23 protein-coding genes are annotated in these 19,896 nt (G+C 62.2%); 9 read left to right on the top strand and 14 right to left on the bottom strand.

Translation table 11 applies throughout. The annotated features are described in order from the left end of the window. Positions 1–130: 130 nt before the first annotated feature. Positions 131–1,600, bottom strand: coding sequence for an Asp-tRNA(Asn)/Glu-tRNA(Gln) amidotransferase subunit GatB (gene gatB / locus IYX23_RS07965; RefSeq protein WP_196392390.1), 1,470 nt, complete (start codon positions 1,598–1,600; stop codon positions 131–133). 87 nt (positions 1,601–1,687) lie between these two features. Here gatB and IYX23_RS07960 point away from each other — a divergent pair, with 87 nt between their 5' ends. Then, positions 1,688–2,020, top strand: a complete 333-nt coding sequence (locus IYX23_RS07960; protein ID WP_196392389.1) for a hypothetical protein — start codon at positions 1,688–1,690, stop codon at positions 2,018–2,020. On the opposite strand, the gene IYX23_RS07955 is transcribed toward IYX23_RS07960, so the two are convergent. The 3 genes from IYX23_RS07955 to gatC are packed head-to-tail and all read right to left on the bottom strand — an operon-like array spanning position 1,987 to position 4,200. After that, entirely contained in the window at positions 1,987–2,370 is a 384-nt protein-coding gene (locus IYX23_RS07955; RefSeq protein WP_246716580.1) for a chorismate mutase, read from the bottom strand. The two genes, IYX23_RS07960 and IYX23_RS07955, sit on opposite strands and share 34 nt — an antisense overlap. Further along, on the bottom strand, positions 2,370–3,860 hold the full coding sequence (gene gatA / locus IYX23_RS07950; RefSeq protein WP_196392388.1) for an Asp-tRNA(Asn)/Glu-tRNA(Gln) amidotransferase subunit GatA: 1,491 nt from the start codon (positions 3,858–3,860) through the stop codon (positions 2,370–2,372). The genes IYX23_RS07955 and gatA overlap by 1 nt, the downstream gene beginning before the upstream one ends. A gap of 52 nt (positions 3,861–3,912) precedes the next feature. After that, the gene (gene gatC, locus IYX23_RS07945) at positions 3,913–4,200 is read right to left on the bottom strand and encodes an Asp-tRNA(Asn)/Glu-tRNA(Gln) amidotransferase subunit GatC (protein WP_018408643.1); all 288 of its coding nucleotides are present in this window, start codon (positions 4,198–4,200) and stop codon (positions 3,913–3,915) included. 154 nt (positions 4,201–4,354) lie between these two features. Here gatC and ruvX point away from each other — a divergent pair, with 154 nt between their 5' ends. Further along, positions 4,355–4,819 carry a Holliday junction resolvase RuvX gene (ruvX, locus tag IYX23_RS07940; RefSeq protein WP_018408645.1) on the top strand — a complete coding sequence of 155 codons (465 nt, stop codon included), beginning with the start codon at positions 4,355–4,357 and terminating at the stop codon, positions 4,817–4,819. Between the two features lie 186 nt (positions 4,820–5,005). Next, positions 5,006–5,203 (top strand): hypothetical protein, encoded by a 198-nt coding sequence (locus IYX23_RS07935; protein ID WP_246716578.1) that lies wholly within the window; start codon positions 5,006–5,008, stop codon positions 5,201–5,203. A 9-nt stretch (positions 5,204–5,212) separates the two neighbouring features. Here the strand turns inward: IYX23_RS07935 and dprA are convergent, their stop codons facing one another. After that, on the bottom strand, positions 5,213–6,472 hold the full coding sequence (gene dprA / locus IYX23_RS07930) for a DNA-processing protein DprA (RefSeq protein ID WP_196392386.1): 1,260 nt from the start codon (positions 6,470–6,472) through the stop codon (positions 5,213–5,215). Continuing rightward, complete coding sequence (plsY, locus tag IYX23_RS07925) at positions 6,469–7,062, bottom strand: glycerol-3-phosphate 1-O-acyltransferase PlsY (protein ID WP_196392385.1); 594 nt, start codon at positions 7,060–7,062, stop codon at positions 6,469–6,471. Before plsY ends, dprA begins: the two co-directional genes overlap by 4 nt. A gap of 219 nt (positions 7,063–7,281) precedes the next feature. Between plsY and IYX23_RS07920 the strand changes: the two genes are divergently transcribed. Genes IYX23_RS07920 through IYX23_RS07910 form a run of 3 tightly spaced genes read left to right on the top strand, consistent with a single transcriptional unit; the run spans position 7,282 to position 10,154 of the window. Beyond that, positions 7,282–8,358, top strand: coding sequence for a TIGR01620 family protein (locus IYX23_RS07920; RefSeq protein WP_196392384.1), 1,077 nt, complete (start codon positions 7,282–7,284; stop codon positions 8,356–8,358). Positions 8,359–8,364: 6 nt separating this feature from the next. Further along, on the top strand, positions 8,365–9,180 hold the full coding sequence (locus tag IYX23_RS07915) for an exodeoxyribonuclease III (protein WP_196392383.1): 816 nt from the start codon (positions 8,365–8,367) through the stop codon (positions 9,178–9,180). A gap of 32 nt (positions 9,181–9,212) precedes the next feature. Then, on the top strand, positions 9,213–10,154 hold the full coding sequence (locus IYX23_RS07910; protein WP_196392382.1) for a CBS domain-containing protein: 942 nt from the start codon (positions 9,213–9,215) through the stop codon (positions 10,152–10,154). A 7-nt stretch (positions 10,155–10,161) separates the two neighbouring features. Here IYX23_RS07910 and IYX23_RS07905 read toward each other — a convergent pair whose 3' ends face one another. After that, positions 10,162–10,608: a hypothetical protein gene (locus tag IYX23_RS07905; RefSeq protein WP_246716576.1), complete on the bottom strand. Its 447-nt coding sequence runs from the start codon at positions 10,606–10,608 to the stop codon at positions 10,162–10,164. A gap of 382 nt (positions 10,609–10,990) precedes the next feature. Between IYX23_RS07905 and IYX23_RS07900 the strand changes: the two genes are divergently transcribed. After that, entirely contained in the window at positions 10,991–11,602 is a 612-nt protein-coding gene (locus IYX23_RS07900; RefSeq protein WP_196392380.1) for a hypothetical protein, read from the top strand. A 188-nt stretch (positions 11,603–11,790) separates the two neighbouring features. Continuing rightward, positions 11,791–12,384, top strand: a complete 594-nt coding sequence (locus IYX23_RS07895; protein ID WP_196392379.1) for a superoxide dismutase — start codon at positions 11,791–11,793, stop codon at positions 12,382–12,384. A gap of 131 nt (positions 12,385–12,515) precedes the next feature. Here the strand turns inward: IYX23_RS07895 and IYX23_RS07890 are convergent, their stop codons facing one another. Further along, positions 12,516–13,064: an SRPBCC family protein gene (locus IYX23_RS07890; RefSeq protein WP_196392378.1), complete on the bottom strand. Its 549-nt coding sequence runs from the start codon at positions 13,062–13,064 to the stop codon at positions 12,516–12,518. Between the two features lie 182 nt (positions 13,065–13,246). Further along, positions 13,247–14,449 (bottom strand): pyridoxal phosphate-dependent aminotransferase, encoded by a 1,203-nt coding sequence (locus IYX23_RS07885; protein ID WP_196392377.1) that lies wholly within the window; start codon positions 14,447–14,449, stop codon positions 13,247–13,249. Positions 14,450–14,912: 463 nt separating this feature from the next. Here IYX23_RS07885 and IYX23_RS07880 point away from each other — a divergent pair, with 463 nt between their 5' ends. Continuing rightward, positions 14,913–15,146 carry a hypothetical protein gene (locus IYX23_RS07880; RefSeq protein ID WP_014893014.1) on the top strand — a complete coding sequence of 78 codons (234 nt, stop codon included), beginning with the start codon at positions 14,913–14,915 and terminating at the stop codon, positions 15,144–15,146. Positions 15,147–15,301: 155 nt separating this feature from the next. Here IYX23_RS07880 and IYX23_RS07875 read toward each other — a convergent pair whose 3' ends face one another. From IYX23_RS07875 to IYX23_RS07855, 5 genes are all read right to left on the bottom strand, one after another. After that, entirely contained in the window at positions 15,302–15,880 is a 579-nt protein-coding gene (locus tag IYX23_RS07875) for a copper chaperone PCu(A)C (protein ID WP_196392376.1), read from the bottom strand. A 116-nt stretch (positions 15,881–15,996) separates the two neighbouring features. Further along, a complete protein-coding gene (locus IYX23_RS07870) occupies positions 15,997–17,922 on the bottom strand; it encodes a cytochrome c (RefSeq protein ID WP_196392375.1) in 1,926 nt (641 codons plus the stop codon). Between the two features lie 115 nt (positions 17,923–18,037). Further along, a complete protein-coding gene (locus IYX23_RS07865; RefSeq protein WP_196392374.1) occupies positions 18,038–18,457 on the bottom strand; it encodes a copper resistance CopC family protein in 420 nt (139 codons plus the stop codon). Between the two features lie 64 nt (positions 18,458–18,521). After that, complete coding sequence (locus IYX23_RS07860) at positions 18,522–19,136, bottom strand: hypothetical protein (RefSeq protein WP_196392373.1); 615 nt, start codon at positions 19,134–19,136, stop codon at positions 18,522–18,524. Positions 19,137–19,505: 369 nt separating this feature from the next. Further along, positions 19,506–19,896 (bottom strand): methane monooxygenase/ammonia monooxygenase subunit B (locus tag IYX23_RS07855; RefSeq protein ID WP_246716574.1); only part of this gene is annotated, 391 nt, incomplete at its 5' end.

The following is a 19,896-nucleotide window of genomic DNA, read 5'->3' as shown; positions in this document are numbered from 1 at the left end:
CGGAGAGAAAAAAAAATTGTGGTCAGCGCGGTCGGATCAAAAAAAAATGACGCGCGACGGCTTCGCTGGGAGAAGAATCGCGCAGCGCGCGTCGTGAACTGATTCGTTTTTTTCGACGAACGGGCGCGCGTCAGACGCCCAACTTGCGCTTGAGCAGCTCGTTCACCGACTGCGGATTCGCCTTGCCGCCCGTCTGCTTCATCACCTGTCCGACGAACCAGCCGAGCATTGTTGGCTTCGCCTTCGCCTGCTCTACCTTGTCGGGATTGGCGGCGATGACGGCGTCGACGGCGGCTTCGATGGCGCCCGTGTCGGTCACCTGCTTCATGCCGCGCGCGTCGACGATCTCCTTGGGATCGCCGCCTTCCGTCCAGACGATCTCGAAAAGATCCTTGGCGATCTTGCCCGAAATAACATTCTGCGAGATGAGGTCGATGATCGCGCCCAAAGCCTGCGACGACACTGGCGAGCGCGTGACGTCGAGCGCCTCCTTGTTCAGACGGCCGAACAACTCGTTGATCACCCAGTTGGCCGCAAGCTTGGCGTCGCGTCCCTTCGCCGTCTCCTCGAAATAGTCGGCGGCCGCGCGCTCCATCACAAGCACGCCGGCGTCGTAAGGCGGCAGGCCGTATTGATCGATAAAGCGCGCGCGCTTCGCGTCGGGCAGCTCCGGCAACTGCGCCCTTAGCGCGTCGACATATGGCTGGTCGAACTCGAGCGGCAGCAAATCCGGATCGGGAAAGTACCGGTAATCATGCGCTTCCTCCTTGGAGCGCATCGAGCGCGTCTCTCCCCTCCCCGGATCGAAGAGCCGCGTCTCCTGGGCGATCGCGCCGCCGTCTTCAAGAATGCCGATCTGTCGGCGCGCCTCGACCTCGATCGCCTGGCCGATGAAGCGGATGGAGTTGACGTTCTTGATCTCGCAGCGCGTGCCGAGCGGCGCGCCGGGGCGGCGCACGGAGACGTTGACGTCGGCGCGCAGCGAACCCTGCTCCATGTTGCCGTCGCAGGAGCCGATGTAGCGCAAGATCGTCCGCAGCTTCGAAACATAGGCGCGCGCCTCTTCCGCCGAACGCAGGTCGGGCTTGGAGACGATCTCCATGAGCGCGACGCCGCTGCGGTTGAGATCGACGTGGCTTTCCGTCGCCGAAAGATCATGCAGCGACTTGCCAGCGTCCTGCTCGAGATGCAGACGCTCGATGCCCACCGTGATGCGCTCGCTCGGCGATACGTCGACGATCACGGCGCCTTCGCCGACGATCGGATGTTTGAACTGAGAGATCTGATAGCCCTGCGGCAGGTCGGGATAGAAATAGTTCTTGCGGTCGAAAACCGAACGCAGGTTGATCTTGGCCTCTAAGCCGAGACCTGTGCGGATCGCCTGCTTGACGCATTCCTCGTTGATGACCGGCAGCATGCCCGGCATGGCCGCGTCGACCAGAGAGACGTGATCGTTGGGCGCGCCGCCATACTCCGCGGAAGCGCCGGAGAAGAGCTTGGCGTTGCTCGTCACCTGCGCATGTATCTCCATGCCGATCACGACTTCCCAGTCGCCGGTTGCGCCGCTGATGAGCTTGTTGGGAGCCGCCTGTGTCGTCATATCCGCCTCGCTAAACTTATGCCTTCCATATAAACCACGCTTCGCAAGAGCGGAACGGCCGGCGCGCAGCAGAGGGAAACGGGCGAGATGGCCACGGAACGCAATTCTGAGGACAGCCGCCGAAAAGGCGTCATCGCCCGCATGCGCGGCGCGCCCCGCTATGTGAGCATTCCGGTGGGCGTCGGCCTGATCCTCGGTGGAACCATTCTTGCGCCGCTTCCTGTCTTCGGGGTCTGGATGTTGCCATTGGGGCTTGCGATCCTCGCCCCGCACTCGCCGGGCGCTCAGAGGCTGTCGCGCCGTTTCCATTGGTGGTCACTAAAGGTCCTGCGCTGGTCGATCCGCAACGGTTTCGTCCGCGTCAAGACAAAGGCCCCCAACGGCGATCAGAAAGAGCGGTCGCCGTCCGCCGATCCTTGAGAGTCGCCCTTTGGCGCGCGAGCGCCCATCAGCCGCTCTTCGTACTGGATCGACCAGTCGATCAGCGCGCGCCACAGGGTCATCGCGACCTCAACCGACAGTCCCTCGCGGCGCGCAGCGCCAAGCACATGCGCCAACACTTCCTCGACGCGCTCGGGCACGTTGGCGGGGATTCCCAACGCGGGTTTGATCCTCGCGGCCCGCTCGATCTGTCGCTGGCGCTTTGCGAGCAGCGTCACAAGCTCTTCGTCCAGCTCGTCGATCAAGCGACGCACGTCGGACATTTCGTCCTGCAGCGCTTGCCGCGGGCGTTCCGCAATGTCCTTTTCAGCGCCCGGCGTCGTCATCATCAGCCCTCGCGCCACCATGGCTGCGGAAGTTCTATCTTAGGCGCGGCCCGCTCAATCGCCGCAGCGAGCGAGAACAGCGTCTCTTCGTCGAATGCTTTGCCGATGAGTTGCAACCCGAGCGGCAAGCCGTTCGCCGCGAGGCCGCCCGGAACGGCGACGCCGGGAAGACCGGCCATATTCACCGTAACGGTGAACACGTCGTTGAGATACATTTCTACAGGATCGGCGGCGCCCTTTTCTCCCTGCGCGAAGGCGGTGGACGGGGTCGCCGGCGTCAGGACGGCGTCCACGCCGGACGCGAAGGCTTCGTCAAAATCGCGCTTGATCAGGCTGCGGACTTTCTGCGCACGGACGTAATAAGCGTCGTAATAGCCGGCGGAGAGCACATAAGTGCCGATCATAATGCGCCGCCGCACCTCCGGACCAAAGCCCGCTGCGCGCGTCTTCTCGTACATTTCGCTGATGTCGCGACCCTGCTCGCGACACCCGTACCGCACGCCGTCATAGCGCGCGAGATTGGAGGACGCTTCTGCCGGCGCGATAATGTAATATGTGGGCAAGGCGTAGCGTGTATGCGGCAGGGAGATCTCGACGATCTCCGCGCCCGCGTCCTTCAGCCAAGCAACTCCCTTATCCCATAAGGCGGCGATCTCCGCCGACATTCCATCGATGCGATATTCCTTCGGCACGCCGATGCGGCGTCCCTTCACAGAGGTGCCGACAGCGGCTTCGTAGTCCGGCACAGGCGCGTCAACGCTGGTGGTGTCTTTCGGATCGTGGCCGGCCATCGACCTGAGCATGATCGCTGCGTCGCGCACAGTGCGCGTGATCGGACCCGCCTGGTCCAGCGACGACGCGAAGGCGACGATGCCCCAGCGCGAGCAGCGGCCATAGGTCGGCTTGATGCCGACAGTGCCCGTGAAAGCGGCGGGCTGACGGATCGAGCCGCCTGTATCGGTCGCCGTGGCGCCAAGGCAAAGACGCGCGGCCACCGCCGACGACGAGCCTCCCGAAGAACCGCCCGGCACGATCTTGGAGTCGGGATCGGCGGCGCGGCGCCATGGCGACACGACCGGGCCGAAGGCGCTCGTTTCGTTCGACGACCCCATCGCGAATTCGTCGAGATTGAGCTTGCCGAGCGTGGCCGCGCCGTCGCGCAGCAAATTCGCTGAGACTGTCGACTCATATGTCGGCGTGAAGTCGTCGAGAATTCGACTCCCCGCCGTCGTGCGCACGCCTTTGGAGCAATAGAGATCCTTTATCCCGAGCGGCAGACCCTCGAGCGGTCGCGCGTCGCCGCGCGCAATGCGCGCGTCGCTCTCTTGCGCCTGCGCCAGCGCGACCTCCGGCGTCTCCGTGATGAAGCAGTTGAGCGCGCGCGATTTCCCGATGGCGTCGATATGCGCCTGCGCCAGTTCAACGGCGGAAAGCTGTTTGGATTTGAGCGCGTCGCGCGCCTCGGCCAATGAAAGATGCGTGGGGTCGGACATTTGTCCCTTTATATCTGAGGCCGCCGCATGCGCGGCGCCGGCGCGACAAGCGCTATTCGATCACCTTGGGCACGACGAAATAATGATCCTCCCGCAAAGGCGCGTTGGCGAGAATCTCATCGGCGATGCCGCCGTCGGTCACGACGTCGGCGCGCTTCTTCATTTGCATCGGCAAGGCAGAGGTCAACGGCTCAACGCCTTCGACATCGACCTCGCTCAACGTCTCCACGAAAGCCAGAATGGCGTTGAGTTCGCCGCGAAGGCGCTCGACCTCGCTGTCTTCGATGGCGATACGCGAGAGATGGGCGATCCGGCGGACGGTCGCGGAATCAACGGACATCTAGGGCTCCGCAAGAAAGGTCTCGACGGGCGCTATAGCGCTTGGCCTTTCGCGGCGCAATGTTGCGAAGCGGATCGTAGAGGCAAAAAGCCGAAGCGCGGAGCCCGCTGAGTTTGCGGAAATGCGGCGGCGTGTTAGCGAAATCGCGGTGACCATGCGCGCGACGACCCTTGAAGAACTGGCGGCGCTTCTGCCGCCTAAGGGCCGGCTGATGGGATTGGATCTCGGGACCAAAACCATTGGATTGGCGCTTTCGGACGTTGAGCGGCGGCTCGCGTCGCCACTTGATACGATCGCGCGAGCGAAGTTTTCTCCAGACGCCGCCGCCTTGCTCAAACGCGCGGCCGATTTCGATATTTGCGCGCTGGTGGTCGGGCTGCCGCTCAACATGGACGGCACGGAAGGGCCCCGCGCGCAGGCGACGCGCGCCTTCATGCGGAATCTTTCCAAGCTCGCATCCCTGCCCTTCGCCTTCTGGGACGAGCGCCTGTCGACCGCGGCTGTAACGCGCGAATTGATCGCGCAGAACGCCTCGCGCGCCAAACGCGCCGAAGTCGTCGACCGAATGGCGGCCGCCTATATCCTGCAAGGCGCGCTGGACCGTTTGAAACGTCTGTAGCGGCCTCCATCGCAGCATTACAACTTTTGATAGAATTTTGTTCTTGACACGGGATAGGCGTGATGGAAAAAAAATACAAGAAACTCCGATGCTTACCTTATTCATAACCTGCCTCGTGGTCCGTGGAGACTGACAGCGATGCCCCGGCCAGATGCTTCTCAAAAAGATTGTAGCAAGACCTCCGCAATGACCGCGGACAGCGCCAAAGCCAATCAGGAAGCGGCGTCCATCGCGTCATATATTGCTGATATGTCAGACGAAATGGCGAAACTCGCCAGTCGCTGCGACATGCCCATGCTCTGCTATTTTTTGAATCTCGCCCGCGCCGAGGCGGACATGCGGGCGCGCGAGCTTGGCGGCTATCCAATCGACAGATCGGCCTGATTACAACTTTTAGTTGATTACGAGGGAAACGCTGTTGGCGCCGTGACGCTGCAAGCGCCCCTCGATGTCCAGTTCGACGAGGACTCCCTGCACTTCGCGCGCCGTCAATCCGGCGACGCGGATGAGATCGTCGATCGCGATAGGCGCAGGCCCGAGCAGGGACAGGATAACCTCATGCGCGTCGCGCTGCGGCGCCTCGTCGCCTGGCGGACGCGCGTCGAGATCAGCGACGCAATCCGCTGACGGGCTTGGCGGCGAGAATCGCTTGGGAGCTGCCCTCTCCTCAAACGCCGCGCCATCGAGGCCGGCGAAAAGATCCAATTCGTCGATCAGCGTGTCCTGTCCTTCGAGAGAGTCGTCGTCAAAGAGATTCTTGCGCGGCGGGGTCCCCGCGTTCTCGGCAAGCACCGAAATCACGTCCTCGGGGCGCGCACACAACGTCGCGCCTTGGCGGATGAGATCATTGACGCCTTCGGCGCGCGGATCGAGCGGCGATCCCGGAACGGCGAAGACCTCTCGCCCCTGCTCATTGGCGAAACGCGCCGTGATCAGCGAGCCGGAACGCCGCGCCGCCTCGACGACGATGGTCGCGCGGCTGAGCCCGGAGATAATGCGATTTCGGCGCGGAAAATCGCGGCCGCGCGGCTCCCATTCGATGGGCATCTCCGAGACGATCAGTCCCCTCTCGGCGATCTCTTCGACAAGCCGCGCATGTTCGGCGGGATACGGTCGCGCATGGCCGCCGGCAAGCACGGCGATCGTGCCGGTTTCGAGCGTGGCGCGATGCGCGACGGCGTCGATGCCGCGCGCGAGGCCGGAAACGATGACGTAATTCTCGAGCGCGAGGCTGCGCGCGAGCCGTTCGGCGAAGGCGAGACCGGCGGCTGAAGCGTTGCGCGAGCCGACAATCGCGACGCCGTCGCGCTGCGCGGTCCAGGACACGCCGCGCATCGCGATGAGCGGCGGCGCATCGGCGATTTCCCGCAGCAGCGACGGATAGTCCGGATCGCCCGTCGTGGCGAAGCGAACGCCGAGCGCGCGCGCCGCCTCGATCTCGCGCAGCGCTTCCTCACGAGTGGCGATGCGGATAACCCGCCCGCGCAGGGACCGCGCCGCAACCGACGGCAGCGCGTCCAACGCCGCGCCGGCGCCGCCGAAGCGATTGATGAGCTGTCTGAAGGTGCGCGGCCCGACATTTTCGCTGCGGATGAGCCTGAGCCAGTCGACGAGCTGCTCTTCGCTCAATCGCCCTGGCGACGCCCCGGTCACGCCTTCTGTCCGATGCGTGTTTCGGTGCCGGCGCGCAGACGGGCGATATTCTCGCGATGTCTATAGAAGACGATTGCGGCCATCGCCGCCACGACAAAGGCTTCGGCTCGATGGCCGAGCATGAACAGGACCACTGGCGCCGTCGCGCTCGCGGTCAGCGCGCCCAGCGACGAATAACGCCACAGCGCCGCCGCCGAGAGCCAGACGGCGCAGAAAATCAGCGCCGCCGGCCAGCTGAGCCCGAAGAGCACGCCGAGAAACGTCGCAACGCCCTTTCCGCCCTTAAACTGCAGCCAGACCGGCGCAACATGGCCGATGAATGCCGCGAGACCGGCGATCATGCCCCCTTCGGGCGAAAGCGAGGCGCCGATGAGCGCCGCCGCCGTGCCTTTCAGGCCGTCCAGCAGCAGGGTCGCCGCCGCGAGATCCTTTCGCCCGGTGCGCAACACATTGGTCGCGCCGATATTGCCGGAGCCGATCGCCCGCAGGTCCGTCGTGCCCGCGACGCGCGTGAGCAGGAGACCGAAGGGGATGGAGCCCAGCAAATAGCCGATCGCAAGGGCGACGATGTCGTAAATGATGGAGTTCATCCGTGAAAACGCGATACTTCTCGACAGCGAAAGGCTTGAGGATGCTAAAGGAGGCGCTATCGCGCCGCAATAAGCGTTTTCAGTCGCGGTGACCGCCTATATGTCGAGGCCTTGTGGGCGCCTTTTTTAATTGAAATCGCTCCCTCGAAGCTCTGGCGACATGTGCGCGCGTCGCGTTTTCGAACGCGAGGCGGTAAGAAGGCCAAAATCAGGAATCGAATGACTGAGCAACGCAGGCCGCGCCCACGGGCTTTTCGGCTCGAAGGCGACCAGACGGTCACCGCCAAGGCGACGCCGTCGACAGACGACGCCGGGACGCCGTCTATCGAGGTTGTCGAAGCGGAATTTGACGCTTTCGCGCTTGAGGCCGCCCAGTTCGCGGACGGCATGACCGGGGATGAAGCCGCCGTCGAAGCGGCGCAGGCCGATGGCATGCTGCGCCGCTACGTTTTCTCATGGGGCGGAGTCTTCCTTTCCGCGGTCAGCGGGCTTCTGTCCCTGGCGCTGACGATGTGGATATGGGGGGTTGTCGAAGACTCCTTCCGCCACTCCGCCATTCTCGGGACGCTGGGCCTGGTCCTTGCCGGCCTCGCCGCGGTCGCGGCCATTATCTCCCTCACGCGCGAGTTTCGCGCCATCGGCCGGCAAAATCGTATCGCCAAGCTGCATGCCGCGCTGGCCGAGGCGCATGCGAGCGATGACGGTAAGGCTGCGCGCGAGCGCGTCGGCGAACTTTGCAAGCTCTATGAAGATCGTCCGGACACCGGCCGGGCGCGCGCGCTGCTCAACGACTATTTGAAGCGAATTATCGACGGACGCGATCTGATCACCCTTGCCGAGCGTAATCTCGTCGCGCCCCTGGACCAAGAAGCGCGGCGTGAAATCGCCGGCGCCGCCAAACGCGTCTCCGTCGTCACGGCGATCAGCCCGCGCGCGCTCCTCGACGTGCTTTTCGTCGTCGGCCAGGCGATCTTGCTGATGCGAAAAATCGCGGAGATTTACGGCGGCAAGCCGGGGCTGCTCGGTTTCTTCAAGCTGGCCCGCTCGGTCGGCGCGCATCTCGCCATCACCGGCGGCGTGGCGGTCGGCGACTCTATCCTTCAGCAGGCGCTCGGCCACGGCATCGCCGCACGCATTTCGGCAAAGCTCGGCGAAGGCGTATTGAATGGGCTTCTCACCGCGCGAGTCGGCCTTTCCGCCATGGCCGTCTGTCGACCGACGCCCTTCATCGCCGAGAAGCAGCCGGGCGTCAGGGACGTCGCGCCTTTCCTCTTCGGCGACAAGACCAAGAGCTGATCCGCATTGAAAGCAGCAAGCCTGAAGATCACCACCTGGAACATCAATTCCGTGCGGCTGCGCATGCCGCTCGTCGCCGACTTTCTCAAGAGCCGGGCGCCGGACGTGCTTTGCCTGCAGGAGACGAAATGCCGGGACGCCGAATTCCCGATGAAGGATCTCCATGCGCTCGGCTATGAGCATATCGCGATCAACGGCCAGAAGGGCTACCACGGCGTGGCCGTCGTTTCGAAGCGGCCTTTACGTTTCGTCGAGAAGCGCGATTTCTGCGAAAAGGGCGACGCGCGTCATATCTGCGTGGAAATCGACGCCCGGAGCGGCCCGATATCGCTGCATAATTTCTATGTGCCGGCCGGCGGCGACGAACCCGACGTCGACATCAATCCGAAGTTTCAGCACAAGCTCGATTTTCTCGATGAAATGCGCGACTGGATTGTCACCGAAGGGGTCTCGCGCGGCCGCGTGGTGCTGGTCGGAGATCTAAATGTCGCGCCGCTCGAACATGACGTCTGGAGCCATAAGGCGTTATTGAAAGTCGTGAGCCATACCCCAGTCGAGGTGGAGAAGCTGACCGCGGTGTTACAGGCGGGCGCTTGGGTCGACGCCATGCGGCATTTCGTGCCGGTGGACGAAAAGCTTTATACGTGGTGGAGCTATCGCGCCGCCGATTGGGAGGCGTCGAACCGGGGGCGCCGGCTTGACCATATTCTGGTGAGCGAGGCGCTTGGCGGCGGGCTGGAACGTCTAGACGTGCTGCGCGACGCGCGCAGCTGGACCCGCCCGTCCGACCACGTGCCGGTGACGATCGAACTATCGGACTGAGCGTAACGGGGATCGGGAGGCGAGACGGCGGCATGATCGCGCGCGATCTGATGAACAGCAACTTTCCTTATGTCACGGCGGACGCGGATCTCGATTACGTCGCGAAACTTCTCGCCGAATGCGGACTAGGCGCCGTGCCGGTCGTCGACGACGAGCTGGCGCCCATCGGAATCGTGACGCGCAGCAATCTTGAACAGGCGCGCCCGCAGCCGCTGCCCGACCTTGGCGCCATTCCGGAATTTCTACTGCGCAACAGGCCTAAGCCCCTCTTTCACTCGAATGGTCGCGAGCTGCGCGAAGTGATGACGTCGCCGGCAATATCGATTTCCGACTTCGCCAAAGTTCCAGACATCGCGCGAATTATGGAGAGCCATAGCCTCAAACGCATCCCCGTCGTCGAAGGGCACAAGATCATCGGCCTCGTGCTGCGCAAGGAAGTCATGGAGGCGATGGCGGGAGGCTTTACCGCGATGGCTTTGGAGGCGCATCGGCGTCGTCCGCTGATCTCCCTTCCGCAGCAAACCGGCGACCGCTGCGCCGTCGCGACGGCGCAGGAATTTCGTGAACTCGTCGAGGCGCATGAGCGTCAGCTCGACCTCGAGCGCGTCGAACGTCGACGGGTGGCGATCGAACTGCGCGAACAACGCATTCGTGATCTCGCGAGCCAGCGGCTGACAGAGCCGCAATGGCGCGAGATGCTGGAGCAGGCGCGACGCAGTGCGGCGGCCGGCCTCACCGAACATTTGCTCATCCGATTTCCGTCGCAGCTGTGCGCCGACGGCGGCCGCGCGATCAATGCGCCAGACCCCCATTGGCCGGCGACTCTGCGCGGCGAGCCAGCCGACGTCTTTCATCGGTGGCGGAATGAACTACACCCTCGCGGCTTTCGTATCGCCGCGCAAATCGTCGATTTTCCCGAAGGTCTGCCAGGCGACGCTGCGCTCTTCCTGATGTGGAGCGCGGCGCGCAATTGAGTGCGCGTCACCCGCCGCCGACGCCAGTGTCGGCGCGCAACGCCGCAAGCGAAGGATAGCGCCGCGCGGCGCCATCGGTCTGCACTTCCACCGATCCGTCGGAAAACATCACATAGACGGATCCGCTGGCGATATATCGGTCGACTTCAACCGGCGGCTTCGACGCTGTGGCGGCGACACGCTGCTGCTGTTGCGCCGCCTGCGCCTCTTGCACCAAATCCGGCGCCGCACTCGCCTGGGTCGCCGGAACTTTGTCGGCGATGCGGCCCAGCACGCCGATTGCGCGCCCCAGCGCGATCGTCACCACGCCGCCAGAGACCGCCGTGGCGCCGCCGATGAACAGGCTCCAACCGCGCTCGAGCTGAATGTAATCCCACCCGGACCACATGCCATAAGCGCCGCAAAGCGCGAGCGCGAGCCCGAGAAAAATGACGCCCAGGCCGTATCGTCTCATCGCCATCCTTCAGTGATTGTCCGGGCCGGAACCTATCACAAGCCGCGTCGACCGCCATAGGAACGCAAGTCCCGGGGGAAGACGCACGAATACTTGCACGCGCGCGCAGCGCCGCGCCGCCGCGAAATTTGAAAACAAGATATGCGTATGTTAATGTATACTACATCAACATGTAGTGGTTGAATTTATCTGCCATGCCCCCACCGTTGTATATATTTTCCTTTATGTTCAACGAGCTAATAGTATTTTAAAGATGCGGCATGGCGCCACACTCGTAATTCGATCACTCAATACAAACGTCATCGTCACAGCGTCGACGCGCGCGTGCGGCGGAAGATCGCCGGAAACCGGCCGCCGTCGGCAATCGTTGGGAGAATCGTAGATGACAAGTTTAACTGGCGTGCGCGGGCTGCTGGCTGGCGCAGTGATTGCGGCCGCAGCTTTTTTCGTCGCGCCATCCGCCGCTTTCGCGCATGGCGGCGTGATGCTCGAACAAGACGAGTGCGTGCTGCGGATCGGTCCGAACACCATGCACTTCATCGGCTATCAGCGCTCGGGAGAAGAAGCGGAGTTTTGCGAGGACATCGCTAAAACCGGGCCGACCGTCATTGCGCTGACTGCGGTTTCGCCTGATCTGCGCGACATGGCGATCGGCATCCGCGTCGTTAAGGATGTCGGCGAAGAGAAGGAAAAGACCAACCTCAATGCGGTCACCGTCGCCTATCTCGAGCCGAAGGTCTATCGCAACGGCATCATGACCTTCGAACACGACTTCAAGGATGCTGGTCGTTATGTCGGAATCGTCACTGTGCGCGACGATCTTGGCAATGAATGGGTCTCGCGCTTTCCCTTCTCGGTGGGGCTCTACACCTTCTGGGGACTGATCGAGTATATCCTCTACGCCGTCGGCTTCTTCTCGCTTGTCGGACTGATGTGGTGGATGCTGCGCGCAGGCGCAAAGAAGAAGACGCAAGCGGGCGACGCAATCGCCTAACGCAAGCGGCCCGAAGATTGCAGCATGGCTCGGTCGCCGACGAGCCATGCTTTTTTGTCGCTACAAAGCGACCATAGCTGCGCCGTTCGGGATCTCGCGATATTGCCGCACGCGGCGCGCGGGTTTAGTTAAGCCCGTGCAGCCGAGGCTGACAGGCTACGCTCGTCTAACGTATTCAGGAGAGAATTATGTCCTTCACCCTGGAAGATTTGCCTTATCCCTACGACGCTCTGCAGCCTTACCTTTCCCGCGAGTCCTTCGAATATCACCACGACAAGCACCACGCGACCTATGTCGCCAACGCGAATAATCTGGTGAAAGGCACCGAATACGAAGGCAAGCCGATCGAGGAAGTGATCGTCACCGCCTACAATCGCAACACGCCGATCTTCAATAACGTCGCCCAGCATTTCAACCATCACCACTATTGGAAATGGATGAAGCCGAACGGCGGCGGCGCCATTCCCGGCAAGGTCGAGAAGGCGATCATCGAGTCCTTCGGCTCGGTCGACAAATTCCGCGAAGAATTCCAGAAGGAAGGCCTCGGCCAATTCGGCTCCGGCTGGGTGTGGCTCGAAGCGAAGGATGGAAAGCTCGCCATTCGCAAGACGCCGAATGCGGAAAATCCACTCGTCCATGGCGCCGCGCCGATCCTCGTCGCCGACGTCTGGGAGCACTCCTATTACATCGACTATCGCAATCGCCGCGCCGACTACCTGAAGGCGTTTCTCGACCATCTCGTCAATTGGGAACATGTCGAGGAAATGTTCGACGCGGCGTAGCGTCACTTCATTCCGCGCGGCGCGCCTAATTCGCGCGCCGCGCATTTTTTGAGTTGTGAATGATCGCGGCGATCTGCAGGCCAAAAAGCATCAGCGGCTTCCTTCACGGCGCCAGAGGCCGCCCGGCGCGATCAATTCGCGGCGATTTTCGGCTGCGACTCGACGACTCGCTTTAGGTCCGCGAGGCCGCGATCGAATTGCGCTCCGACGGTCTTGTCGATGTTCAAGAACTTATGCATCGCCTTGCCCACAAATTCATGGTGGCCGGACATCGCCCAGGTGACTTCCGTGCTGTTCTCGCCCAAAGGCTTGAGATTGAACTGCACGTCGTTCTTGGCTTTGAACGGCTTTTGGAATTCGAGCTTGATGCCGACGCGCTCGCCCTGGCGGCTCTCGACGATCTCCATCTGACCGACGCCGACCTGCTTGTCGCCGGACCATGAATAGGTCGCGCCATAGCCCTGCGGCGTCCCTCCATATTCATGCTTCATATTCGGGTCGAGTTTAGCCCAGGGCGACCAGTCGGCCCAGTTGTGAAAATCGTTGATGTGGCGAAAGACAACTTCCGGCGGCGCGTCGATCACGATTGAGCGGGCGATGCGGAATTTATCGGGCAAGAAGGAGATGTAGGCGATCAGCGCGCTGACGAGAGCCAGGAAAACGAGAGCGAACATCGACATGGTGCAGGTCTCCGCAAGAGCGTGGGTCCGTCGAGCGAACGGCCCGCGGACTTGCAATTTAGTTCCGCGCTCTCCGGGCCGCGAGATGTCGCTCTCTCGCGAAGCGCTCACCCACGACCCGCCGCCTGACGCGCTGGACGTCAGTTTAGAGCGGCGGGCGCAATGCGCAATGCATTGTGGGGTTAGACGAGGCTTCCGCAGAAAGCCTGGATCTTTCGGCAGGCGTCTTCGAGCAACGCGTTCGATGCGGCGTAGGACACCCGGAAATTAGGACCGAAGCCGAACGCCGAGCCTTGCACAACGGCGACGCCTTGCGTTCCCAGGAGTTCGGTCACGAAGTCCTCGTCGGTTTCGATGACCTTCCCGTCGGGGGTCTTACGACCGATGGCGTCCGCGCAGGAGGGAAACACGTAGAACGCGCCTTCCGGCGTCGGGCATTTCAAATATTTGGCCTGGTTGAGCATCGAGACCACGAGGTCGCGCCGCTCCTCAAAAGCTTTACGGAAGACGGCGAGATGGTCCTGCGGCCCTTCAAGAGCTTCGACCGCCGCCCATTGCGCGATCGAACAGGCGCCCGACGTCTGCTGGCCCTGGAGCATGTCCATGGCCTTGATCAGGACGCTGGGCCCCGCGGCGTAGCCGATGCGCCAGCCGGTCATGGCGTAGGCCTTGGAGACGCCGTTCATGGTGAGCGTGCGCTCCATGAGCGCGGGCTCGACCTGGGCCGGCGTGACGAATTTGAAGTCGCCGTAGACGAGGTGCTCGTAGATGTCGTCGGTGAGGACATGCACCTGCGGATGCCGCAGCAGAACGTCCGTCACCTTCTTCATTTCATCGAATGCGTAGGCCGCGCCCGAAGGGTTCGACGGAGAGTTGAGCACGAGCCATTTGGTCTTGGGCGTGATGGCGCGTTCGAGCGCCTCAGGCTGGAGCTTGAAGCCATCCTCCATCCGCGTTTCGACGAAGACGGTCGTTCCGCCGCAGATCGCCACCATTTCGGGGTAGCTCACCCAGTAAGGCGCAGGAACAATCACTTCGTCGCCGGGATTGAGCGTCGCAAGAAAAGCGTTGAACAGGATGTGCTTGCCGCCGGTGGCGACGATCGTATCCGACGCCTTGTAGTCCAAGCCGTTTTCCCGCTTGAATTTTTTTGCGACAGCCTCGCGCAGCGGCGGAATGCCAAGCACCGGCGGATACCGGGTTTCACCGCGATCGATCGCCGCTTTCGCGGCGGCGCAGATGTGCGCGGGCGTGTCGAAATCGGGTTCGCCGACGGAGAGGCTGATCACCTCCCGGCCCTGCGCCCGCAAGTCGCGGGCTTTCTGCGTCACCGCGATTGTTGCCGAGGGCTTCACGCGCGACAGGGCGTTGGCGAGGAAGGTCATTGGAGTGTCCTGCGGAGGGGATAGTGCGCCGCACCATAATTTGCGCGGCGTAGCGTCGCAACGAGTTTCACGAGGCTCGCAGGACCACATGGGTCTATTGTTGACGAAGACTTTCAACCACTCGCGGAGTTCGGGCGCTAGCCGCTCGACCGCGCCATCGCGCCGCCGCCATTGTCAGGCCATGCTGGACTCGGTGTTTTTTGAGGAAAAACAATAGGCTTTTATCAAAAGGCCCGAATCGGCGACTGAGCTTTGACTCAATTTGATCGAATCAATATTGCCAAGTGTTAACCCCGTCTCATGCACTTCTTAAAAATTTATAAAATTTCCGAAGAATGATGCAACCTTTTTGAGCCCATTCTCGTTTCTGTCTTGAGAACGCAGCGACGCGAGTTAATCGCGCGCGGGCCCTGGGGAGAGGTCAAAGCGTTACACAAGGGCGAATGTGAGAGGATTAGGGAAAATGTCGCTCGTTGACAAATTTGAAGATCAGATGGAGCCAGCCTTCACGCGCAGCTTTGACAGGGATTCGGCGCGCCGCCAGTTTCGAGTTTCGCTCCTGCTGGTCGCCGCCATGGCGATGGCCGCCTTTGTGCTCGGCTTCGCGCTGCCGATCGGTTCGCCTGCCCAGAAGGCCACGCCCGTGGCCACAGACGGCGGCGTTTTCGCTGGTCGTCTGGTGACGATCGACCGCTAAACCGCATATCGCAGGCGGCGAGCAAGCGCGCGTCGGTTGACGCGCGCAATCTTCTTAGCGGTTCCACGCACTGAACAAACCGGCAGCCTTCCAGCGGCCGGTTTTTGCTTGCGCGACATCGACGAACTCCACGAGCCGCAATCCGCTCAATCCGATCACTTCTTATCCATGTGATGGTGCTCGTGATGCGCCGCCCCGCCTTCCTTGGGCCCGGCGGCGTCCTGGCCATGCGCCTTCTGCCAACGCTCCATGGCTTCGGCGTCATGCGCATGGGCCGCGTCCGGCGCATCGATCGCTGCGTCAATAACCACTTCGCCGGCCTTTTCGAAGACGAGCGTCATCTCCAAGCCCCAGCCCACCTCAAGATGCTTCTTGATGTCCAGAAGCGTCACATAGACGCCGCCAGGCGCGAGCGTGACTTTAGACTTGGGCGGCAGGACGATCGGCGTGATCAGATCGAGCTTCTTCGCGTCGCCGTGAATCTCGGCGTTCCCGAATTTTTCCGACTTGACGGCGATCAGCTTGTCGGGCGTCGCGCCACTATTGTGCAGCATTGCGTAGAACTGCGCCTTGTTGTCGCCGTCGACGGGGGCGCGAAGCCAGGGATGCTCCACTTTCAGACTGCCGACGTCGTATTCATGCGCAGTCGCGGAACCACGCCCGGCGAAGAGCCCGAGCGCCGTCCCGGTGAGCAGAGTCCCGCCGGTCAGCAAAAATTCACGCCGCTTCAGCATCTCGCTTCTCCCTTTATGCCCGGACTTATCTCTCGCCGGCCTGCTTGGCATCATGACGAAGGACGCGCCGCTCCGATACCCTCGCGCCCCGTTCACGCTTGCGACAATATGGCGCGCTAATGCGAATGCAGGCTGATCTCGATCAAGGGTTCGCGGGCGAGTTCGGCGGCGAGTCCAGACAGTCTCTGAGCATTCCCGTCGTCGGGCGCAAATGTGCGGAAACGCGCCCGAATGTAGCCGGAACGATCCACCAGGAAATGCGCCTCTTCGATCTCCTCGGACGGCGTTTCATTGGGGTAGCGATTGATCACCGAATAGGCGGTCTCAACCGCCTTGGCATGAACAACCTCTCGACCTTTCGCCTCTTGCGGGCAGGCCGCGTCATAGATCGTCACCTGGTTTACGCCAGCGGCTTTCGCGGCGGCATGAGCGTTCTTCACGCTTGCCGCGCGCGCCGTGGGATCCCCGTTTGTCGATCCGCAGCGCGCAAAGGAGATCAGCGTCGGAACGCCCCGCAGCTTGAAGAGAGACGTTGTATTCTCCTCTGGATCGATCAGCGCGAAATCAGGCGCGATCAGCCATTGGATCATGGGCTGAGGGCTCATGAAGCGCGCGCGGTTTGAATAGGACATCATCAGCAGGAAGTTGATCACATCCCAGCGGTCGTCGACGTCGAGCTGCTCGCCGAAGGCGGGCATGACGCCGCTTTGCCCGCCATGAGTCAGCCAGTGGAAAATGTCGCCGATCGTATGGGTGCCGACATGCGGAGCCGTCAGATCGGCGGGCTGGACGGGAAGTCCCTGCTGGTTCTTAAGGTCTTTGGCGAGGGGACCATTGCCTTCGCCCTGCCCGCCGTGGCAACCGACGCAGTTCTCCTGAAAATGCGTCAGCCCGCGCGAAACCGATTCCGCAGTGTAGTCCTGCGTCGGATCGTCATAGGTGTCGGTGTAGGCTTCTGTCGCAAAGGACACGGAAAGCGAGATCAACGCTGCGACGGAGATGGCCGGCGTCGCATAGAGACGATACTGGCGCGTCCTTGGCGTCCACCAGATCAGCGCAGCCAGGATCGCAAGCGCGACGCCGGCAATGCCCCACCACCAGATCGGGCTGAACATCGCTGGGTTCTGTCCCCACGTCGCGATGTAGGACAGGCGAAATGGCAATGGCCAATAGAGACTGGTTTCGTGCGAGGCTGGCGTGATGACCGCGATGTAGCCGGCGATTGAAAGCAGCGCGAGCGCAAAGACCGACTCGCCCGCGCCGACCTTGCTGTACCAGCCGACGTTGAATTCGCCATCAGGCCGGCGCGTGATGTATCGCGCGAGCGCTAGCGCCGCGAGCAAGACGGCGCACAGAAGAACGAGCTTCAACGTCAGCATCCGACCATAGGGCGTCGCCAGCAGATTGGGGATGCTTCCGACGTTCTCCCAGGCGATCGCAAATCCCGTAACGGCGACGATCGCCATGGCGACCTTTGCGATGAACGACCAGCGTTCGGCGAGCTGCGCCGCAACTTCCGGCGGTTTGCCGCGCGCCGTGAACATCCACCAGACAAGGCCGAGCAAGCCGCCAAGCCAAGTGAGGCCGGCGGCCGTGTGGAGAAGGAAACTCACCTGTGTCCACCGCGGCAGGCCGTCGTCGATGGCGTGGCCGGTCACTGAAACAACGGCGATAAGGACCACGCCGACCCACAGCGTCACCTGATCGAGCAAATCTGAGGCGACGAAGAGGCGCGCCGCCGCGAGAGCCGCGAAGAGGAAAGCGATCAGTTGCGTCCCTATCCAGGCGTTTCCGACGCTCGTGTTGACGGTAAACTCCCACAGCGTGTCGAATTCGATTGGACGATCGGCGGGAAAGATCGCACGCGCGGTGACATACAGCAGCGCGAAGCCGAAAAGTGCGCGCACCAGCGCCAGCGCCGCGACGGCAGGCTTGAAGCGCCCGCCGTCCTCGCCGATGAGACGCGGCAGGAGCAGGAGCCCGACCGCGAGGGCCGAAGGCAAACTCAGAAGGAAGCGGATCGCCGCAAGAGAGAGATACATTTTTCTTTCGCCCGATGTTCTCTGGCGCTCATCTCTTCAGCTCGCATGAGAAGTGAGAAACGAGCCGCGTGTCGCGCAAGCGTAGCCGCGAGCCTTGTCACTCGCCCGATGGCGCTTACTTGGCGTCCACGGTGAACTCATAGTTTCCCTCGACGATGTGACCGTCGGTGGAGAGCACGCGGTAGCGTACGATATATTTTCCGGGCGCGAGTTCCGGCGCATTGGCCGACAATTCGCGCGGCTTGTCGGGAACGGCGCTATTGCCTTCGGCGAGCACCTTACCGTCCGGCGCTTCTATGGTGATCTTCGAGTAAGGCGGTTCGACTCCGCCGCCGAACCGTAGCTTGACAGTCTTTGGCGGCGCCGCGACATGCTCCTTTGAAGAAGGGGTAGCGTCGACCAGGAAAGAATGCGCGAGCGCCGAACTCGTCCCAAAGGCGGCTGCCATGACGAAGGCGAAAGCCCCGGCGACGGAGAAGCCGAACCCGGCCTGCCGGCGCGCGCGCGCCGGCGAAGTCCTGTCAACATTGGTCATAGCGTTCCTCCCCAGAGGCGTGAGCCCGGTCTTCTTTTTGAGATGTTTACGCATGTCGCTGCGATCAAGACACAGCGGCGTCGGCGGCACCCTTCTTCTTGCCGGCGGGATGCGTGTGCTTCCAATACACGAAAACGATGCCGGCGATGAGCACGGTCCCGGCGATCTGCGGCACCCAGGCCCACAGGGTTTCGCCGACCGTGAATTTGAATTCGGACGTCTCCTGCGTGCCGTCGGGGCGGGTCAGAGTGACGAGCCCGATATAATGGCCGTTTTCCTTGAAATCGTGCTCCAGATTGAAGGTGCCCTTGACGTATTTGGTCGCGGGACGATGAACCTCTGTCAGCGCCTCAAGATCGGTGCCCTTGGTGATCGGCGTCAGCGGATCGCGAATGATTCGCAGTTCCAGCGGCATGTCGCGAAACGTCGGATTTTCGATGTCGAACACCAGAATGGTTGGTCCGGAGGTCGGGATCTCGGCGCAATATTCACTGCGCGATTTGCCGGGCTGATAGGCCGTGATGTGAATCATGTCGTAGCCGAACATGACCATGCACATATTGCCCATTGACATGGCTTCGGGCCCCGCGCCGCCCTCCGATGCGCGCAGCGGGGCGGTCAACGCCAGCGAGAAAAGCGCGCTGAGAACTGCGGCTGCAATGCTACGCCAATTCTTCATTTCCATCCCTCGATCCATTGTGATTCCCGGGCTGTCGCTCTTATCGGCGAAGCTTGCTGAGCCCTGCATCCTCTATAGCGGATTTTGGTTCGCGGCTCGATGATTGTCATTCGCCAGGGCATCGCCAGCGCCGCTGGACGCTCTGCTACTTTTGACAAATGCCAGAAATCGACGCGAGTAAAAACGGCTGCATGATTTGCGTCGAAAGGACGCACCGGCGCATCGAGCGACGCCCGCGCATCGCGTGGGATTGCAGGCGCGCAGGCCTTCCTCAGGCGCGCAGGCTCCCCAGGGGCGCAGGCCCTTCCCCAAAAGAAAACCCCCGGCTTTTTGGGCCGGGGGCTTTTTAGTTCAATTCGTCAGTATCGATCAGGGCATATCGCCCGCGACGAACTTCGGAATGACCGGACCGCCGATTTCGGCCGCAAAGCGGCGACCCGTCGGCGAGAAGAACATCAAGAGGCCGCCGATCTGGCTGTCGGTGTCGTAAGCCAGGTCAGACAGACGCTCGATGTCCCAACGCGCGTCCTGCACCTTCACGGCGATTTCCTTCGTCTCGCCCGGCGCGATCGGCGTCGGGTCCGTCGACAGACCGCGGTCCGCCAACAGATAATCCGGGAAGTCGGGCTTCGTCGTGAACACGTCAGGGTTCAGGAAGCGCAGGCCGGCCGCCGTATATTCGCCAAGGCGAAGCGGCTCGGAGGTCGTGTTCGTGACCTTGACGTTGATCGTCAGCTCACGGCCAGGAACCTTGTAGACG

This window comes from Methylocystis sp. L43 (genome assembly GCF_015709525.1).
Lineage (GTDB): Bacteria > Pseudomonadota > Alphaproteobacteria > Rhizobiales > Beijerinckiaceae > Methylocystis.
Note: the sequence above shows the minus strand (reverse complement) of the source record. Positions and strands in the feature narration are given on the sequence as shown.